19 protein-coding genes are annotated in these 17,716 nt (G+C 75.3%); 12 read left to right on the plus strand and 7 right to left on the minus strand.

Features of this window, described 5'->3' with window-relative positions:
- Positions 1-113 precede the first annotated feature (113 nt).
- Positions 114-1,358, plus strand: coding sequence for an acyl-CoA dehydrogenase family protein (locus tag ACQPX6_RS04500; protein ID WP_433785740.1), 1,245 nt, complete (start codon positions 114-116; stop codon positions 1,356-1,358).
- Positions 1,359-1,412: 54 nt separating this feature from the next.
- On the plus strand, positions 1,413-2,312 hold the full coding sequence (locus ACQPX6_RS04505) for a DMT family transporter (protein ID WP_433785741.1): 900 nt from the start codon (positions 1,413-1,415) through the stop codon (positions 2,310-2,312).
- Here the strand turns inward: ACQPX6_RS04505 and ACQPX6_RS04510 are convergent.
- The 4 genes from ACQPX6_RS04510 to ACQPX6_RS04525 all read right to left on the minus strand — a co-directional run bounded on the left by ACQPX6_RS04510 (position 2,287) and on the right by ACQPX6_RS04525 (position 4,377).
- Positions 2,287-2,619: a DUF202 domain-containing protein gene (locus ACQPX6_RS04510; protein WP_433785743.1), complete on the minus strand. Its 333-nt coding sequence runs from the start codon at positions 2,617-2,619 to the stop codon at positions 2,287-2,289. The two genes, ACQPX6_RS04505 and ACQPX6_RS04510, sit on opposite strands and share 26 nt — an antisense overlap.
- Entirely contained in the window at positions 2,616-2,975 is a 360-nt protein-coding gene (locus ACQPX6_RS04515; protein WP_433785744.1) for a YidH family protein, read from the minus strand. The genes ACQPX6_RS04510 and ACQPX6_RS04515 overlap by 4 nt, the downstream gene beginning before the upstream one ends.
- A 65-nt stretch (positions 2,976-3,040) precedes the next feature.
- A complete protein-coding gene (locus tag ACQPX6_RS04520; RefSeq protein WP_433785746.1) occupies positions 3,041-3,223 on the minus strand; it encodes a hypothetical protein in 183 nt (60 codons plus the stop codon).
- 77 nt (positions 3,224-3,300) lie between these two features.
- Positions 3,301-4,377: a sulfite oxidase gene (locus ACQPX6_RS04525; RefSeq protein ID WP_433785748.1), complete on the minus strand. Its 1,077-nt coding sequence runs from the start codon at positions 4,375-4,377 to the stop codon at positions 3,301-3,303.
- Positions 4,378-4,595: 218 nt separating this feature from the next.
- Between ACQPX6_RS04525 and ACQPX6_RS04530 the strand changes: the two genes are divergently transcribed.
- The 3 genes from ACQPX6_RS04530 to ACQPX6_RS04540 all read left to right on the plus strand — a co-directional run bounded on the left by ACQPX6_RS04530 (position 4,596) and on the right by ACQPX6_RS04540 (position 6,911).
- Positions 4,596-4,766 (plus strand): hypothetical protein, encoded by a 171-nt coding sequence (locus ACQPX6_RS04530; protein WP_433785749.1) that lies wholly within the window; start codon positions 4,596-4,598, stop codon positions 4,764-4,766.
- A 121-nt stretch (positions 4,767-4,887) separates the two neighbouring features.
- Positions 4,888-6,264 carry a hypothetical protein gene (locus tag ACQPX6_RS04535; RefSeq protein WP_433785751.1) on the plus strand — a complete coding sequence of 459 codons (1,377 nt, stop codon included), beginning with the start codon at positions 4,888-4,890 and terminating at the stop codon, positions 6,262-6,264.
- A 5-nt stretch (positions 6,265-6,269) separates the two neighbouring features.
- Positions 6,270-6,911 carry a flavin reductase family protein gene (locus ACQPX6_RS04540; RefSeq protein ID WP_433785752.1) on the plus strand — a complete coding sequence of 214 codons (642 nt, stop codon included), beginning with the start codon at positions 6,270-6,272 and terminating at the stop codon, positions 6,909-6,911.
- Here ACQPX6_RS04540 and ACQPX6_RS04545 read toward each other — a convergent pair.
- Positions 6,869-7,312 carry an acyl-CoA thioesterase gene (locus ACQPX6_RS04545; RefSeq protein ID WP_433785753.1) on the minus strand — a complete coding sequence of 148 codons (444 nt, stop codon included), beginning with the start codon at positions 7,310-7,312 and terminating at the stop codon, positions 6,869-6,871. The genes ACQPX6_RS04540 and ACQPX6_RS04545 overlap by 43 nt on opposite strands.
- A 26-nt stretch (positions 7,313-7,338) precedes the next feature.
- Here ACQPX6_RS04545 and ACQPX6_RS04550 point away from each other — a divergent pair, with 26 nt between their 5' ends.
- From ACQPX6_RS04550 to ACQPX6_RS04560, 3 genes are read left to right on the plus strand one after another with little or no spacing between them, the layout of a single operon-like run.
- A complete protein-coding gene (locus tag ACQPX6_RS04550) occupies positions 7,339-8,394 on the plus strand; it encodes an LLM class F420-dependent oxidoreductase (RefSeq protein WP_433785754.1) in 1,056 nt (351 codons plus the stop codon).
- A 10-nt stretch (positions 8,395-8,404) separates the two neighbouring features.
- Entirely contained in the window at positions 8,405-8,857 is a 453-nt protein-coding gene (locus ACQPX6_RS04555; protein WP_433785756.1) for a MaoC family dehydratase, read from the plus strand.
- 21 nt (positions 8,858-8,878) lie between these two features.
- On the plus strand, positions 8,879-10,090 hold the full coding sequence (locus ACQPX6_RS04560; protein WP_433785757.1) for an acetyl-CoA C-acetyltransferase: 1,212 nt from the start codon (positions 8,879-8,881) through the stop codon (positions 10,088-10,090).
- A gap of 74 nt (positions 10,091-10,164) precedes the next feature.
- Here ACQPX6_RS04560 and ACQPX6_RS04565 read toward each other — a convergent pair whose 3' ends face one another.
- The gene (locus tag ACQPX6_RS04565; RefSeq protein WP_433785758.1) at positions 10,165-10,944 is read right to left on the minus strand and encodes an enoyl-CoA hydratase/isomerase family protein; all 780 of its coding nucleotides are present in this window, start codon (positions 10,942-10,944) and stop codon (positions 10,165-10,167) included.
- A 257-nt stretch (positions 10,945-11,201) separates the two neighbouring features.
- Here ACQPX6_RS04565 and ACQPX6_RS04570 point away from each other — a divergent pair, with 257 nt between their 5' ends.
- Complete coding sequence (locus tag ACQPX6_RS04570) at positions 11,202-11,732, plus strand: MarR family winged helix-turn-helix transcriptional regulator (RefSeq protein WP_433785759.1); 531 nt, start codon at positions 11,202-11,204, stop codon at positions 11,730-11,732.
- A complete protein-coding gene (locus tag ACQPX6_RS04575; RefSeq protein ID WP_433785761.1) occupies positions 11,729-14,464 on the plus strand; it encodes an MFS transporter in 2,736 nt (911 codons plus the stop codon). The genes ACQPX6_RS04570 and ACQPX6_RS04575 overlap by 4 nt, the downstream gene beginning before the upstream one ends.
- 36 nt (positions 14,465-14,500) lie before the next feature.
- Here the strand turns inward: ACQPX6_RS04575 and ACQPX6_RS04580 are convergent, their stop codons facing one another.
- Entirely contained in the window at positions 14,501-14,980 is a 480-nt protein-coding gene (locus ACQPX6_RS04580) for an inorganic diphosphatase (protein WP_433785762.1), read from the minus strand.
- 155 nt (positions 14,981-15,135) lie between these two features.
- Here ACQPX6_RS04580 and dacB point away from each other — a divergent pair, with 155 nt between their 5' ends.
- Together dacB and ACQPX6_RS04590 are read left to right on the plus strand one after the other, a co-directional pair.
- Positions 15,136-16,602, plus strand: coding sequence for a D-alanyl-D-alanine carboxypeptidase/D-alanyl-D-alanine endopeptidase (gene dacB, locus ACQPX6_RS04585; protein ID WP_433785763.1), 1,467 nt, complete (start codon positions 15,136-15,138; stop codon positions 16,600-16,602).
- A gap of 30 nt (positions 16,603-16,632) precedes the next feature.
- Positions 16,633-17,709, plus strand: a complete 1,077-nt coding sequence (locus ACQPX6_RS04590; protein ID WP_433785764.1) for a zinc-dependent metalloprotease — start codon at positions 16,633-16,635, stop codon at positions 17,707-17,709.
- The last annotated feature ends 7 nt before the right edge of the window (positions 17,710-17,716 follow it).

A 17,716-nucleotide genomic window follows, 5' to 3' on the forward strand; every position in this document is an offset into this window, starting at 1 on the left:
CGCGCGCCGGCGGCCGGACGGCCCCGAAGCGCTTGGATAGTACAAGCATCCATGTGTCCGGGCTCGCCGTCGATCGTCTGGCGCCCTCCCCACGATCGGGCCACCCTGGAGGCATGGCCGACGCCCCGTCCGACACGCCCGCGCTGCCGCGTCCCGAGCTCGACCTGGACGCGGACCGCGAGGCGCTGGCCGATTTCTACTCCTACGGCGACCTGCTCACCGACGACGAGACCGCGACGCTGCGGCGCCTGCGCGGCTACCTCGCCCGGGACGTCGCGCCCGTCGTCGAGGGCGCGTGGGAGCGCGCGGAGTTCCCGTCCGAGCTGGTCAAGGGCTTCGCCGCGCTCGACCTCGCCGGCCTGCCCTACGGCCTCGGCGAGGGACGCACCGAGCCCGCGCGCCGCGTCTTCCTCGGCTTCATGCACGCCGAGATCGCGCGGATCGACCCGTCGGTCAACAGCTTCTTCGGCGTGCACACGGGGCTCGCGATGGGCTCGATCCACGCCGGCGGCACCGAGGAGCAGCGCCAGCGCTGGCTCCCGTCGATGGCGCGCATGGAGACGATCGGCGCGTTCGGCCTCACCGAGCCCCACGGCGGCTCCGACGTCGCCGGCGGCATGGAGACCACCGCGACCCGCGACGGGGACGAGTGGGTCCTCGAGGGCGACAAGCGCTGGATCGGCAACGCCACCATCGCCGACCTCATCGTCATCTGGGCCCGTGACGGGGAGACGAACGACGTGCGCGGCTTCGTCGTCCCGTCAGACACCCCGGGCATGACGGTCACCAAGATCGAGGGCAAGACGGCCCTGCGCATCGTCCAGAACGCCGACATCGCCCTGCGCGGCGTGCGGGTGCCCGACGACCACCGCCTCTCCGGCGGCTCGGGGACCTTCGCCGACGCGGGCGGGGTCCTGCAGCGCACGCGGGCCAACGCGTCGTGGGGCGCGGTCGGCACGCAGATGGCGGCCTACGAGCTCGCCCTGTCCTACGCGCAGCAGCGCGAGCAGTTCGGCCGGCCCATCGCCGGCTTCCAGCTCATGCAGGAGCTGCTCGTGCAGATGCTGGGCAACGTCACCGCCTCGCTCGGCATGGCGGTGCGCAACGCCCAGCTCCTCGACGCCGGCGGGGGCTCGGACGCGCACTCGGCGCTGGCCAAGGAGTACTGCGCGAGCCGGATGCGCGAGACCGTCGCGTGGGCCCGCCAGCTCGTGGGCGGCAACGGCGTCGTGCTGGCCAACGGCGTGGCGCGGTACTTCGCCGACGCCGAGGCGCTGTACTCCTTCGAGGGCACGCGCGAGATGAACACGCTGATCGTCGGGAAGCGGATCACCGGCCACAGTGCGTTCGTGCGCTGACCGCCCCCGACCGGGTAGACCCCCCGCCGTGCCACGCCCCGGAGACAACACCAGGTGACGCCGTCCTCGACCATCGCCGTCGGCCTGGCCTGCTGCTCCGCGCTCGCCTACGCGCTGTCGGCGGCCCTGCAGCGCCGCGAGACCGGCCGCACCGCGGACGGCCCCGACCGCAGCGGTGTGCCGTTCTTCGGCTCGCTGCTGCGCCGGCCGTGGTGGTGGGGCGGCGTGGCGGCCATGGTGCTCGGCGCGCTGATCCACGTGGTCGCGCTGTCCTTCGGCCCGATCACGCTGGTCCAGCCGATCGGGGTGACTGCGCTGATCCTCGCGCTGCCGCTGGACGCGTGGCTGGAGCGCCGCCGCATCCAGCGCCGGGAGTGGTTCGGCGCGGTGGTGCTCGTCGCGGGGCTGGCGGGGCTCTTCGGGCTCGCCGAGCACCAGCCGAGCCTCGCCCGCCCGGAGACGGGGATCGTGCTCGGCGCCATCGGCGCGGTGCTGGTGACGGCGGCGCTCGTGACGCTGGCGAGCGGCCGCGCCCCCGCCGTCCCGCGCGCGGTGATGCGGGCCGCGGTGTCCGGGCTGTGCGCCGGCGCGACCTCGGGCCTGGTGCGTACGACGTTCCGGCTCGTGGAGGACGGGCGCTCGCCGTGGCTGATCGCGGCCGTGCTCGCCGCGGTGTGCGTGCTGCCGGTGGCCTCGATCCTGCTGCTGCAGACCGCCTACCGCGACGGTGGCCTCGACACCGGCCTGTCCACGCAGATCACGCTCGACCAGGCGGCGGCCATGGCCATCGGCATCGTCGTGCTGGGGGAGCGCTTCGCGATGGGCCTGCAGGGCGCGACGCTGGCCGCGGTCAGCGCGGCGGTCGCGGTGGTGGGCCTCGTGACCCTCATCCGCTCCGGCCCGACGCCCGAGCGCACCGAGCCCGCGCCTACAGCACCAGCACCAGGCCGCTGAGCAGCGCGAGCACGGCGACCGCACCCCCGAGCACGAGGACAGCGCGGTCGGCGGCGAGCGGGACGGGCAGCGGGGCCCGGCGCAGGCGCAGGGTGCGCTGCCGGCCGTAGAGGGCGACGCCGGCGGCGAGGACGAGCGCCAGCACCGCGACGCCCGAGGCCGGGCCGAGCCGGCCGTGCGACACCTCGCGCACCGCGAGCAGCAGCGCGTTGGCGCCGACCCCGAGCGAGGTGCGGCTCCACGCCAGCCCCGTCCGCTCGGCCTGCAGGCCGCCGTCGGACGGGGACGTCACCGCGTCGCGGCTCACGCCGCCGACCGGAAGGCGACGATGGCCAGCCCGAGCAGCGCCAGCGTGACCAGGCCCGCGGCCAGCACGTAGGGCAGCCGCTGGCGGGGCAGCGGGCGGCCCCGGCGGATCGCGGTCTCGACGCCGCGCCAGCGCAGCACCCCGCCCGCGGCCGTCACCACGGCCAGCGCGGTGAGCAGCCCGCCGACGACCGCGCGGGTGCCGGGGATCGCGAACTCGGGCAGCAGCTGGACGACGGCCACGCCCGCCGCGAGCAGCGAGAGCGACGTCCGCAGCCAGGCGAGGAACGTGCGCTCGTTGGCCAGGGTGAAGCGGTAGTCGGGCTCGTGCTCCTGCTCCTCGGGGGCCTCGCCCACGGACACTCCCTCCCGGCGCGCACACGGTGGACGTGCGCATGCTGCCGGGTCGGGGGCGCGGGCGCTCAGGCCAGGGCGGGGACGAGCACCACCAGCGCGCCGAGCGAGCCGTTGGTCTGCGGGCTCGTGGGTGCGGCGGTGTTCTGGGCGAGCAGGAACAGGACCACGGCCAGCACGATCACGGCCGCGAGCACCGAGCCGACCATCAGGCCCACCCGCAGGGTGCGCTGGGGACGCCGGTCGCTCATGGGGACCACCTCCGGGGAACACGTCGTCGTGGACCCCATCGGATAGCCGGTGGGCGCGCGCCCACCCGGCTCGTGCGTCACACCACGTGCAGCGTCACGTGCGCCCAGGAGTTGTTCACGTAGCCCTTCGGGTTCCACAGCTCGGCGGGGTCGGCGGGCTGCACGCCGCCCGCGGAGTCCCAGGCCCGGACGACGACGCGGGTGGTGCCCACCGGCAGGTCGAGCTCGGCCTCCCAGAGCCGCCAGCTCCAGCGTCCCGCCTGCGGCTCGAGGTCGGCCTGGATCCAGCTCGCACCGCCGTCGGTGGAGACGTCGACGCGGACGATCGTGCGGTCGCCCCCGGCGAGCGCGTAGCCGGCGATCCGCGTCGGGCCCGCGGGCACCTCGGCGCCGTCGTCGGGGGTGAGCACGTCCGCGTTGACCGCGATCTGCCCGAGCGCCACGCCGCGGCCCCGCGCAGGGGACGCGTCGGCGGGCAGCAGGCGGTAGGCGACGGCCTGGAAGAAGCCCTCGGAGGGTGCGTCGCGCACCGTGACGCGCTCGACCCACTTGACGCTGCGTGCGCCGATCCAGCCGGGGACGACGACCCGGACGGGGGCACCGTGCGCGGCCGGCAGGGGCTCGTCGTTCATCGACCAGGCCAGCAGCACCTCCGGCGCGAGCGCCTTCTCCAGCGGCACCGAGACCGTGTACGGCTCGGGCTCGCCCGGCTCGTCGGTGACGTCCGCGCCGACGAGCTCGACGTCGGTCGCGTCGGGGTCCACGCCGACGTCGCGCAGGACGTCGGCGAGGCGGACACCGGTCCAGCGCGCCGTGCCGGTGGCGCCCGGGCCCCACGGGGTCTCGCCCGGCAGGTCGGCCACCTCGATCAGCCCGGCGCGGCGGTTGCCGGCGCACTGCAGCGTCACCACGTCCGTGTGCTCCGCGAAGCGCTCGCGCAGCGCGCCGAGGGAGAACGTGGCGGGCCGCTCGACCCGCCCGTCGACCCGCAGCGTCCACGCCGCGGGGTCGATCCGGGGCGTCTCGACCGCGTGGTTGCGGTGGTAGAAGGCCTCGACGGGCGTGAGGTCGCGACCCGCGAGCGCGCTCCGCGGTGGCTCGGCGTTGTACGGCTGCGACGAGTGGACGGTCATCTCGTCCGGCTGGGTGGACACGGTGCTCCGGGGGTCGGCGACGCGGGGTGAGGAGGCTCCGGGGTCGGTTGATCCGACCGGGTGGACCTCCGGACCGGGTCCGTGATCAGGTCTCCCCGAGATCGACGAGGACCGCGGTGACGGCGACGAATGCCCAGGTCAGGGCCGGTGGGAAACGCCCGTGTGGTGCTGGTGTGGTGCCCGTCGGGCGGTCGGGGCGGAGTCGTAGGGTGCGCCACATGACGCAGACGCCGATCTACGAGGAAGTCCGCCGGGCGCTCGGGCGGGCCGACCGCGGCGCCGGCCGGCGTGCGTTCCGCGAGGACCTCTCCACGGGCGCGGACGAGCGCCCCTCGCGCCCGGTGATGCTGCGCGGCACCGGCGGTCGCCACCGCCGCTCGGGCGACTGAGAGCGGTCGAGGCGATCGCCCCGCCGCGGGGCCCCGCCGTGGGGCGCGAGCGCCGTCGGGCACGCTGGTCCCCCGGAGCGACCGGTGCCGGGGCCGGTCGCCGAGGTCAGCGAGGGCAGCCATGAGCGAGCAGTCCGGACCTCCGGGCGCGCCCGGACCGGGCCGCGGGCGCCACGCCGCGCCCGGCGCCGGGACCGGCGAGCAGCCCGGTCCCGGTCCTGCGCCTGGTTCCGAGGACGGCGACCGGCCGCCCGGCGCCGTCCCGGGCCGCCACGCCGCGGGCCCGCCCGGCCCCGATCTGCGGGGACCCGATCCGCGCGGTCCCGGCGGTCCGCCGCGCGGTCCGCAGGGACCCCCGCCTCCCGGCTACCGGCCCGGCCCGCCCGGGTCCGGCCCCGGACCAGGCCCCCAGGGCTGGGGCCCGCCCGGCCCGGGTCCGCAGGGTCCGCAGGGTCAGCCCGGGCCGGGTCCGCAGGGTCCGCCCGGCGGCGGGATGGCGCCCGGCCGCCCGGGCCCGCCCCCGCCCGGCGCCTGGGCCCCGCCCCCCGGACCACCCGCACCGCCCGCACCGTCGCGTCCGGCACCCGGCGCCCCCGTCGAGCCGCCCACCCGCCGCGTCGGGGGCGACGAGTCCCCGACCCAGCTCACGGCGGACCGGGACCCGGACCCGGACCCCGACGACGAGCCGGCGGGCCACCGCGCGGCGGGCGGCGGCGAGAAGCCGGGGCTGTCGGTGGCCAAGGTCAGCGGCCAGGCCGCCGCCGCGGTGACCACCGCCGGGGTCGGCTCGTTCCTCGGCGGGGCGAGCGGCACCGTCGCCGGCGCCGGCATCGCCGCGATCATCACGACGGTCGGCGACGCCTTCTACCAGCGCTCCATCGAGCGCACCCAGCACCACGTCCGCAGCCGGATGCGGGGACGCCGCGACCCGGCAGACCCGGCCGATGCGGACCGCACCACGGTCTCGCCCACCGGCCCGGGCACCGACCCCGCCGAGCACCCCACGGTCGTCATCGGCGCCGACGACGCCACCCGCGCCGCGCCGAGCGCCGGCCCCGGCACCCGCGTGCTCGGTGCCGACCGGGACGACGCCGACGACGAGGCCACCGCCCTGCACGGCGCGCCCGGCGGTGACCCGGACGACCCCGACGAGGACCCGGACGGTCCCCGTCCCACCCCGTGGCGGCGCTACGCCCTCCTCGCCGCGACCGCCCTGCTGATCTTCCTCATCGCGATGCTGGCGATCACGGGCATCGAGCGGGTCAAGGGCTCGCCGCTGGGGGGCGACGGCCAGGGCACGAGCGTCGGCTCGGTGTTCGGCACGGCCGAGCCCCGGACGTCGACCTCGGCACCCGAGACCAGCGACAGCGAGCCGGCCGACGACACGACGACGAGCGAGGCCCCGGCGAGCACCACGTCGGAGGCGCCGGACACCAGCGTGACCACCACCTCGCAGCGCCCGCAGCTGGTGCCCAGCGGCCTGCTGCCGGGTAACTGAGCCGGGTGCGCACCGACTTCGACCCCAGCACCGTGGGCGCCGGCGGCTTCTACAAGCTGCTGACCTCGGTGATCGTCCCGCGACCGATCGCCTGGGTGGTGACGCGCTCGGCCGACGGCGTCGACAACCTCGCGCCGCACTCGTTCTTCACCGTCGCGTGCACCGACCCGCCGATCGTGCAGTTCACGTCGATCGGGGAGAAGGACTCGCTGCGCAACGCCGAGGCCACCGGCGAGTTCACGGTGTGCCTGACGCCCGAGCCCCTGCTCGAGCACGTCAACGCCACGGCCACCGACTTCCCGCCCGGCGAGAGCGAGATCGACGCGACCGGGCTGACCCGCGAGCCGTCCCTGCGGGTCGTCACCCCGCGCATCGCCGAGTCACCGGTGGCGCTGGAGTGCCGGCTCGAGCAGGTCGTGCGCCTGGGCAACTCCGCGATCGTCCTCGGCCGGGTGCTGCACGCCGCGGTCGACGACGCCGTCCTCGTCGACGGGCGTCCCGACGTGCGGCGCCTCGCGCCGATCGCGCGCCTCGGCGGCAACGAGTGGTCGACGCTGGGCGAGGTGCTCGCGACCCCGCGGATCCGCTACGCCGACTGGCCCGGTCACTTCTCGGGGGAGTCTGCCGCAGCGTCGTCGAGCACCTGAGCGACCCGGTCGGCGTCCCCGAGGGCGATCAGCCGGCCGCGGGGGTCGGCGACGAGGCGCCGGGTGGCGTGGTCGAGCAGGCCCATCGTGCCGGTGATCGTCGCCGCGACCGTGTTCCCGCGACGCAGCTCGGTGTCCATCCGGAACGTCTTGCCCGCCCCGAAGCGCACGTCGACGGTGACCTCGACGTCGTCGCCCACGCGCAGCTCCGCGAGGAACCGCACCGTCGACTCGAGGATCACCGGTCCGACGCCGGCGGCGGTCATGTCGGGGACGTCGATCCCGGTCGCCCGGAACAGCTCGGTGCGGCCGTGCTCGGCGTACTGGTGGTACACCGCGTGGTTGACGTGCCCGTTGGCGTCGGTCTCGTAGCCGCGCACCGTCACCGTCGTCGCGAACATCGCGGTGATCGTGACAGGCTGCCCCGGTGCGCATCGGGATGGGTCTGAACTACAGCGGCGGCTTCGAGGAGACGGTGGCCGAGCTCGCCGAGCACGAGGCCGCCGGGCTGGACATCGTCTTCGTCCCCGAGGCGTACAGCTTCGACGCGGTCAGCCAGCTCGGGTACATCGCCGCGCGCACCAGCACCGTCGAGATCGCCTCGGGCATCCTGCAGATCTACACGCGGACCCCGTCGCTGACCGCCATGACCGCCGCGGGCCTCGACTACGTGTCGAACGGCCGCTTCACCCTCGGGATCGGCGCGTCGGGGCCGCAGGTCATCGAGGGCTTCCACGGCGTGCGCTACGACGCGCCGCTCGGGCGCACGCGGGAGATCGTCGACGTCTGCCGGCAGGTGTGGCGCCGCGAGAAGGTGCAGCACTCCGGCAAGCACTACACGATCCCCTTGCCGGCCGAGGAGGGCACCGGGCTCGGCAAGCCGCTGAAGATCATCAACCACCCGGTGCGCGACCGGATCCCGATCGTGCTCGCGTCCATCGGCCCGAAGAACGTCGCGCTGACCGCTGAGATCGCCGAGGGCTGGCTGCCGATCTTCTTCGTCCCGGAGCGGGCGCACGAGGTCTGGGGCGAGTCGCTCGAGGCGGGCAAGGCCAAGCGGGACGCGGCGCTCGGCGACCTGCAGATCTACCTGCAGGCCGCGCTGTGCATCACCGAGGACGCCGCCACCGCCCAGCAGATGCTCGACGGGATGCGCCCGATGGTCGCGCTCTACGTCGGCGGCATGGGCGCGAAGGGCAAGAACTTCTACAACGACGTCGCCCGCCGCTACGGCTACGAGGAGGAGGCCGACAAGATCCAGGACCTCTACCTCGACGGCAAGAAGGACGACGCCGCCGCCGCGGTGCCCGAGGAGCTCGTGAGGGCGATGTCGCTGATCGGGCCCCGCACCTACGTCGAGGAGCGGCTGCAGGCGTTCGCCGCCGCGGGCGTCACCACGATCAACGTCACGCCCCTGGCCGGCACGCCCGAGGAGCGGGTGTCGCTGGTCGGCCAGGCCAAGCAGCTCGCCGCCGACCTCTAGGAGCTCCGGAATGCGCGTGTTCGCCGACGTCGACGAGCTGCGCGGTGCGGTGGGGGAGGACCTGGGCACGAGCTCCTGGGTCACCGTCGACCAGCACCGCGTCGACATCTTCGCCGACGCCACCGACGACCACCAGTGGATCCACGTCGACCCCGAGCGCGCCGCCGCGGGGCCGTTCGGGCGCACCGTGGCCCACGGATTCCTCACCGTCGCCCTCATGCCGAAGTTCGGCTGGGACACCTTCGAGGTGAAGGGGGTGTCGATGACGGTCAACTACGGCCTGAACAAGGTGCGGTTCCCGGCGCCGGTCCCGGTGGGCAGCCGTGTGCGAGGTCACTGCCGTCTGGCGGACGTCACCGACGTCGCGAACGGCGTGCAGGCCACCATCGCGGGGACCGTGGAGATCGAGGGATGGCCGAAGCCGGCGTGCGTCGCCGAGGTCCTCCTGCGCTACCTGCACTAGCCCGTCACGAGGAGGTCGGCCGTGGCCGATGCGGTGATCTGTGAGCCCCTGCGCACCCCGGTGGGGGGCTTCGGCGGGGCGTTGCGCGACGTGGCGCCCCAGGAGCTGGCGGCCACGGTGATCCGTGAGCTGGTGTCGCGGACGGGCATCTCGGCCGACGACGTCGAGGACGTGGCGTTCGGGCACTGCTACCCGACGATGGACGCCCCGGCGATCGGGCGGGTCGCGGCGCTGGACGCGGGCCTGGAGGTGACGGTGCCGGGCATCCAGGTCGATCGGCGCTGCGGTTCGGGGCTGCAGGCGGTGCTGTACGCGGCGATGGCGGTGCAGACCGGCGGGGCGTCGCTGGTGCTCGCCGGGGGCGCGGAGTCGATGTCGGGAGCGTCGTACTACTCGGCGGCCCCGCGCTGGGGCACCAAGGCCGGCGGCTTCGAGATGAAGGACGCGCTGGCCGAGGGCCGGGTGCACGCCGGCGGCAGGAACCACCCCGTGTGGGGCGGGATGATCGAGACCGCGGAGAACGTGCGCAAGCGGTACTCCATCGGCCGCGAGGAGCAGGACCGGCTGGCGGTGCGCAGCCACGAGAAGGCGACCGCGGCGGTCAAGGCGGGCCGCTACGCCGACGAGCTGGTGGCGGTGACGGTGCCGGGGCGCAAGTCCTCGACGGTGGTGGACGCCGACGAGCACATCCGCCCGGACGCGACGCTGGAGTCGCTGGCGAAGCTGCGCCCGATCATGGGGAAGTCCGATCCCGAGGCGACGGTGACGGCGGGCAACGCGTCGGGGCAGAACGACGGCGCGGCGGTGTGCATCGTGACGACGCCGGATCGTGCGGAGCAGTTGGGGCTGCGGCCGCTGGCGCGGCTGGTGTCGTGGGGGCTGGCGGGCGTGGGTCCCGAGGTGATGGGGATCGGGCCGGTGCCGGCGACGGCGGCGGCGCTGGGCCGCGCGGGGCTGACCCTGGCGGACCTGGACGTCATCGAGCTGAACGAGGCGTTCGCCGCCCAGGCGCTCGGGGTCGGGCGCGAGTGGGGCATCGACCTGGTCACCGACGAGCGCGTGAACCCCAACGGCTCGGGCATCTCGCTGGGCCACCCCGTCGGCGCGACCGGGGTGCGCATCCTGGCGACGATGCTGCGCGAGATGGACCGCCGCGAGGCGCGCTACGGCCTGGAGACCATGTGCATCGGCGGCGGCCAGGGCCTGGCGGCGGTGTTCGAGAGGCTGGCGTAAGTCGTGCCAGCGTGGGGGCCACGCTGGCGTCAGACGCCAGGAAAGCCCCCACCTCGCCGGGCCGGTGACGCCGGTCAGCGACCCTGCCAGCGGGGTTCGCGCTTCTCGCGGGCCGCGGTCATGCCCTCGACCGCGTCCTGAGTGCCGCCCGCGACCCGGCGCATCGTCTCGCCGAAGCGGATCGCGTCGGTCTCGCCGAGGTGCGGCGCCCGGCGCGCCATCTCCTTGATCGCGCGCTGGGCCAGGGGCGCGCCGGCGAGCAGCCGGTCGGCGAGCGCGCGGGCCTCGGTCATCAGCTCGTCGTGCGGCACCACGCGCGACACGAGCCCGATCTCCCGGGCGCGCTCGGCGTCGACGCGCTCGCCGGTGAGCAGCAGCTCCATCGCCGGCTGCCAGCCGATGCGCTGGGGCAGGCGGATCGCGCCGACGATCGTCGGGATGCCGAGCCGGACCTCGGGGAAGCCGAACGTCGCCCGCTCGCTCGCGATCACGAGGTCGCACCAGGTGACGAGCGTCAGCCCGTAGCCCAGGCAGTGCCCGTTCACCGCGGCGATGACGGGCTTGTAGATCTCCCAGCCGCTCTCGAACGAGTTGACGGTCGGGCGCTCCCAGAACGAGCCGGGGAAGTCGCCGGCCGGGTTGCCCTCGCCGCTCGCGTCGGCGCCGACGCAGAACGCCCGCCCCTTGCCGGTCACGATGCCGACCCACGCCTCGTCGTCGGCGCGGAAGCGGTCGAACGCCTCGTTGAGCCCGTCGCGCATCGCCCCGTCGATCGCGTTGAGCTTCTCGGGGCGCGCGTAGGTGATCGTCGCGACGTGGCCGTCGCGCTCGTAGCTGACCCGCTCGCTGCTCACGGCGACACCGTAGGGCGGCGGTGCGCACGCGGTGGACCGGCGCGCCCTCCGGGCGAAGGGCGCCCGTGGCCCGTCTAACCAGCACGGGCGGCGCGGACCGGGCCGCCACCAGATGTGCGCGCCTGCCCGTGCCCCAGCACGGGCAAGCGCGCACGAGTGCGCAGCGCCAAGTGACGTACTCGATCGGGGGTCCGGGTCGCCGACGTCGAGGGGCAGGCGCATACTTGTACTCAGCAACCGATTGTACGGAGCATGCAATGGATTCGACCGGGCTCCCCGCGCCGCCGGGGGTGGACGACCGCTGGCTGGTCTCGGACCGCCTCGGCCACCAGCTCATCCGCGTCAAGCGCGCGATGGAGCGCGCCAAGGCCAGCGGGGCGGTCGGCCCCGACGGGGTCGAGCGCGCCGCGTACATCCTGCTCGCCCGCCTCGTCCTCGAGGGCCCCCGGCGCTCGAACGCGCTCGCCGAGTCGGTGCACTCCGACCCCTCGACGGTCAGCCGGCAGGTCGCGGGCCTCGTGCGGGCCGGCCTCGTCGAGCGCACCCCGGACCCCGAGGACGGCCGCGCCACGCTGCTCGCTCCCACGCCCGAGGGCCTGCGCGTCTTCCAGACCAACCGCGATCGCCGCAACCGCGAGATCAGCGCCATGACCGGCCACTGGGACGAGGCCGACCGCGTCCGCCTCGTCGAGCTGCTCGGCCGGCTCGCCGGCGACCTCGAGGACCACACGCCCGCCCCGTCCCACGCCCCGTCCTCACCCGTGCTCGCTTCCCCGGAGACCTCATGAGCACCACCACCGCGGCCCCGGCTCCCCCGGCCGCCGCCACCGACGCCCCGGGGAGCACCGGCTTCACCCACCGGCAGATCCTCGCGATCCTCTCCGGGCTGATGCTCGGGATGTTCCTGGCCGCGCTCGACCAGAACATCGTCGCCACGTCGATCCGCACGATCGCCGACGACCTCAACGGCCTGAACCTGCAGGCCTGGGCGACCACCGCCTACCTGCTCACGGCCACGATCTCGACCCCGCTCTACGGCAAGCTCTCCGACCTCTACGGGCGCAAGCCGTTCTTCCTGTCCGCGATCGGGATCTTCGTCGTCGGCTCGGTGCTGTGCACCATCGCGACCTCGATGTACGAGCTCGCCGCGTACCGCGCCATCCAGGGTCTCGGCGCCGGCGGCCTGATGAGCCTCGCGCTCACGATCATCGGCGACATCGTCCCGCCGCGGGAGCGCGCCCGGTACCAGGGCTTCTTCCTCGCCGTGTTCGGCACGTCGAGCGTGCTCGGCCCCGTGATCGGCGGCTTCCTCGCGGGCCAGGACACGATCATCGGGATCACCGGCTGGCGCTGGGTGTTCCTCGTCAACGTCCCGATCGGGATCATCGCGTTCTTCGTCGTGTTCCGGGTGCTCAACCTGCCGCACACCCGCCGCGAGCACCGCATCGACTGGCCCGGCGCGCTCGCGCTGGCCGTCACGCTCGTCCCGATCCTGATCATCGCCGAGCAGGGTCGCGAGTGGGGCTGGGGCTCCACGTCGGCGATCGTCTGCTACGTCGTCGCGGCGGTGGGCCTGGTCTCGTTCCTGCTCGCCGAGCGGGCGTACAAGGACGACGCGGTGCTCCCGCTGCGCCTGTTCAACAACTCGGTGTTCAGCCTGACCTCGATCATCGCGATCATCACCGGCATCGGGCTGTTCGGCGGGATCGCGCTGGTCCCGCAGTACCTCCAGATCGTCACCGGCTCGACGCCCACCGAGGCGGGCCTGGAGATGCTGCCGCTGGTCGGCGGGCTGATGGTGTCCTCGATCGTCTCCGGCCAGCTCACCTCGCGGACCGGCCGCTACAAGATCTTCCCGGTCATCGGCCTCGGGCTCATGACGATCGGCCTGGTGCTGTTCCACTTCCGGCTGCACTACGACACGCCCTACGGCGAGGTCGCCCTGCTCATGGTCGTGTTCGGCCTCGGCGTCGGGCTCTGCATGCAGACCCTGGTGCTCGCCGTGCAGAACGCGGTGCCGGCCAAGGACATGGGCGTCGCGACCGCGTCGGCGACCTTCTTCCGCCAGATGGGCGGCACGCTGGGCGTCGCGGTGTTCCTGTCGATCCTGTTCTCCACCGTGGGCGACAACATCCGCACGGCGTTCGCCACCGCGATCGGCACCCCGGCGTTCCAGGCCGCGGCCGCCGACCCGGCGGTGCAGGCGAACCCCGCCAACGCCGTCGCGCTGAACCCCGCCACGGGGGCGGCCCAGGTCGTCCAGGACTCCTCGGTCCTCCAGCGGATGGACTCCCGCCTCGCGGAGCCCTTCCTGGTCGGGTTCGCCGACTCGATGGACCTCGTGTTCCTCGTCGCGGCCTGCGTCGTGGCCGTCGGCTTCGTGCTCATCTGGTTCATGCGCGAGCTGCCGCTGCGCACGGTCTCGGGCATCCAGGCCCGCGACGCCGAGCGGGCGGGCGGCCCGGGGGCCGAGGCGGCCGAGTCCGCCGCGCTGAGCGCCCCCTCGACGCCGCCGGTGCCGGCGGACGCCGCCACGGCACCCGCGCAGAACGGACACAGCCAGAACGGGTACGGCCTGAACGGGCACGGCCAGAACGGTCACCACCAGAACGGGCACGCCCAGAACGGCCAGCGCCCCGACTGGGGTCCGCCGTCCACGGTCGGCGCCCCGGCACCGCAGGGCCCCCGGGTCCACGGCCTCGTCACCGGCACCGCCGGCGGCACGGTCACCGCCGCGGACGAGGTGACGATCTCGCTGCACGGCCTCGACGGGGCCCCGCTGCAGCGCACGGGCCTCGACGCGCGGGGCGGCTACGCCCTCACCGCGCCGGGGGCGGGCACGTACGTGCTCATCGCCAGCTCGCCGCGGCGCCGGCCCTTCGCCGAGCTCGTCTCGGTCGACGGGATGCCGGTGCGCCGCGACGTCGCCCTCGCCCGCGTCGCCACCCTCGGCGGGCGGGTCACCGAGCCCGACGGCACGCCGGTCGCCGGGGCCACGGTCACCGTCACCGACCCGGCCGGCGGCGTGGTCGCGGTGCGCCGCAGCGACGATCAGGGCACGTGGGGGAGCGGGGAGACCGAGCCCGGCGTCTACACCGTCACCGTGCTGGCCCCGGGCCGCCCGCCGGCGGCCGGTCGCGTCGACGTCCGCGAGGAGGGCGCCCGCCACGACGTCGTCGTGCCGGTCGTGCGCCACGTGCTCGACGGCGTGGTCCGCGGCGGTGGCGGCGCCCCGGTGCCCGAGTCGCTGGTGGTGCTCGTCGACCGCGACGGCGGCGTCGTCGCCTCGACGGTGACCGGGGAGGACGGCCGCTTCCACTTCGCCGACCTCGCCCCCGGCCGGCACATGCTCACCGCGAGCGGGTTCGCGCCGGTGAGCGAGGAGGTCGTCGTCGACGGGGCGCTGCCGGCGGACGTGACGGTCAGCGTCACCCCGCCGCGCCCCGCGGTCCCGGGCCGCCACGAGGCGCCCGAGCAGCCCGAGCAGACCGGGGACGAGCTCACCCGCTCCGCGTACTGACGGCGGCGGCCGGGACGGGGCACCCCGTCCCGGCCGTCAGCTCGTGGCCCGCTCCAGCGACGCCTCGACCTCGAGCTCGGCGTCGGTGCGCCCCACCCAGGAGGCGCCCTCGACGCTCTTGCCGGGCTCGAGGGTCTTGTAGACCTCGAAGAAGTGCTGGATCTCCAGCCGGTCGTACTCCGAGAGGTGATGGATGTCGCGCAGGTGGTCCTGGCGCGGGTCGCGGGCGGGGACGCACAGGACCTTGTCGTCGGGGCCGGCCTCGTCGGTCATCCGGAACATGCCGATCGGGCGCGCCGCGACCAGGCAGCCCGGGAACGTCGGCTCCTGGATGAGCACCAGCGCGTCCAGCGGGTCGCCGTCCTGGCCGAGCGTGTGCTCGATGTAGCCGTAGTCGGCGGGGTACGCCGTCGCCGTGAACAGCGTCCGGTCCAGCCGCAGCCGGTGGCTCGTGTGATCCATCTCGTACTTGTTGCGGACCCCCTTGGGGATCTCGATCAGTACGTCGAACTCCACGGTGTCGTCACCGCTCCCTGTGCTCGTGCGCCTCGTCGGGGACCCCCGCCCGGCCTCTAGTGTGGGGCACCGGCCGGGGTGAGCCGGCACACCGCACAGGTGACCCCGCCCTCGTCCGGGTGGGGTGAACGGCAGGTGAGGAGGGGTGCGGGCACGTGAGCGGCGACGACCACCCCGCGCACCCCGGGACGCCCTCCGCCGGCCGGCGGTGGGGCCGGCGGCTGCTGGCCGTGCTCGTGACGGTCGTCCTGCTCGGCGGCCTCGGGATCGGCACCGCGCTCTCGGCGCCGGCCTTCGCCCGCTCGGTCGGCCTGCCCGTGGCGCTCGTCGGCGGCGAGGCGGCCGAGCCGCCGGAGCCCGCCACGCCGCGCGCGCGCCTCGCCGCGGTCGGCGCCGACGCGCCCGCTCCCACCGGACCGGGGCTCGCTGCCGCGCTCGACGCCCGCGTCGCGGCCCTGGGCGACGTCACCGGCTCCGTCGTGGACCCCGCCACCGGCGCGGTGCTGTGGAGCCGGCGGCCCTCGGAGCCGCAGGTGCCGGCGTCGGTGACGAAGCTGCTGACCAGCTCGGCCGCGCTGCTGCGCCTCGACCCGACGCTGCGCTGGACGACCACGGTCGTCGCCGGCCCGACCCCGGACTCGGTGGTGCTGGTCGGCGGCGGCGACCCGACGCTGGCGTCGCTGTCGGGCGGGCGCCCGACCGTCTACCCCGACGCCGCGCGCCTCGACGACCTCGTCGCCGCGGTGCAGACGGCCCGCGCCGGGCAGCCGGCGATCAAGCGGGTCTACGTCGACGTCTCCCGCTACGAGAACGGCGGCGGCAACGGCGTCGCCGCCGGCTGGGACCCGACCGACGTCGCGAGCGGGTTCGTCGCCCCGATCGTGCCCGTGATGCTCGACGGCGGGCGCAGCGACCCGACGGCGCTCGACGTCACGCGCACCGCCACGCCCGCCACCGACGCGGCCCGCCAGCTGGGCGCGCGCCTGGCCCGCGGCGGCAGCGCCCCGGTCGCGGTCGTCGGCACCGCCCCGCCGGGCGCGCCCGTGCTCGGGCAGGTGACCTCGCCCCCGGTCACCGAGCTCGTGCGCACCGCGCTGCAGAACTCGGACAACGTGCTGGCCGAGGCCCTGGGCCGCGAGGTGGCCCGGGCCGTCGGCGAGCCGACCACCTTCGACGGGGCCGCCCGGGCGGTCACCCGCGTGCTGGGCGAGGCGGGGATCGGCACCAGCGGGGTCACGCTCGCCGACACCAGCGGGCTCTCGGTGAACGACCGCGTCCCGGCGACCGCGCTCTCGGGGGTCCTCGCGCCCGCTGCCGCCCCGAACGGTGCCGATCCGCGCACCGCGGCCCTGCGTCCCCTGCTCGACGGGCTGCCCGTGGCCGGCGGGGGCGGCACGCTCGCCGACCGCTACACCCCGGGCACGGCGGCGGCGGACGGACGCGGGTGGGTGCGCGCCAAGACCGGCACGCTCACCGCCGCGAACGCGCTGGCCGGCGTCGTCGAGACCGCCGACGGGCGGGTGCTCGCGTTCTCGTTCATGAGCAACGGCGTCGACCCGGGTACGGCCCGGCCGCGGCTGGACGCGCTGGCGGCGGCGCTGCACGCGTGCGGGTGCCGCTGAGCGGGTGACCTGCCGACGTACGGTGGGTTCGTGGCCGCTGACCTGACCTCCGTCCCGCGTGGCACGGGCCTGCCCGTCGACTGGGACCTGGCCGCGGCCACGGGCGCCCGCCTCGTGCCCGCCGGCCCGGTCGTGACGCCCGAGCAGGCGGCCGCCGAGGTCAGCCGGCTGCGCGAGGGCGCGCGGGCGGGGGAGCAGCACGTGCGCGACCTCACCGGCCTCGGCGCCGGCCTCCCGGTGCCCGAGGCCATGGTCGTCGACCGGCCGGGCTGGATCCGGTCGGCCGTCGACGGCATCGCCGCGCTGCTGGGTGACGTCCCCGGTCCCCGCGCGCCGGAGGGCCTGGTCGGCGACGCGCTGGGGCGGGTCACGCGCTCGGCGTCGGGGCTGCAGATGGGCACGCTGCTGGCGTTCCTGGGCAGCCGGGTGCTCGGGCAGTACGACCCGTTCGGCGGGGAGGACCGCGCGGGGCGCCTGCTGCTCGTCGCGCCCAACGTCGTCGCTGCCCAGCGGGCGCTCGACGTCGACGCGCAGGACTTCGCGCTGTGGGTCTGCCTGCACGAGGCCACCCACCGGCTGCAGTTCACCGCCGTCGACTGGCTGCGCGACCACTTCCGCGCCGAGGTCGCCACGTTCGCCGGCGGCTTCGACCGCACCGCGTCGGGCGCCGTCGACCGCCTGCCCGAGGTCCTGCGCGCCGTGCGCCGCGACCCGCCGCGCGACGGCCTGGCGCTGGTCGAGGCGCTGCAGGGCCCCGAGCAGCGCGCCGTGCTCGACCGGCTGCTTGCCCTGACCACGCTGCTCGAGGGCCACGCCGAGCACGTCATGGACGCCGTCGGCCCCGAGGTCGTGCCGTCGGTGGCGTCGATCCGCGCGCGGTTCACCCAGCGGCGCCGCGGCGGGAGCCTCGTCGACCGCGTCCTGCGCACGCTGCTGGGCGTCGACGCGAAGATCAAGCAGTACGAGCAGGGGCGGGTCTTCGTCGACCAGGTGGTGGACGTCGTCGGGCTGTCGGGGCTCAACGCGGTCTGGACCTCGCCGGACACCCTGCCCCGGCGCGCCGAGATCACCGACCCGGCCGCCTGGGTCGCGCGCGTCCACGGCTGACCTCGTC

This window comes from Actinomycetospora sp. CA-101289 (assembly GCF_050955895.1).
Taxonomy (GTDB): Bacteria; Actinomycetota; Actinomycetes; order Mycobacteriales; family Pseudonocardiaceae; genus Actinomycetospora.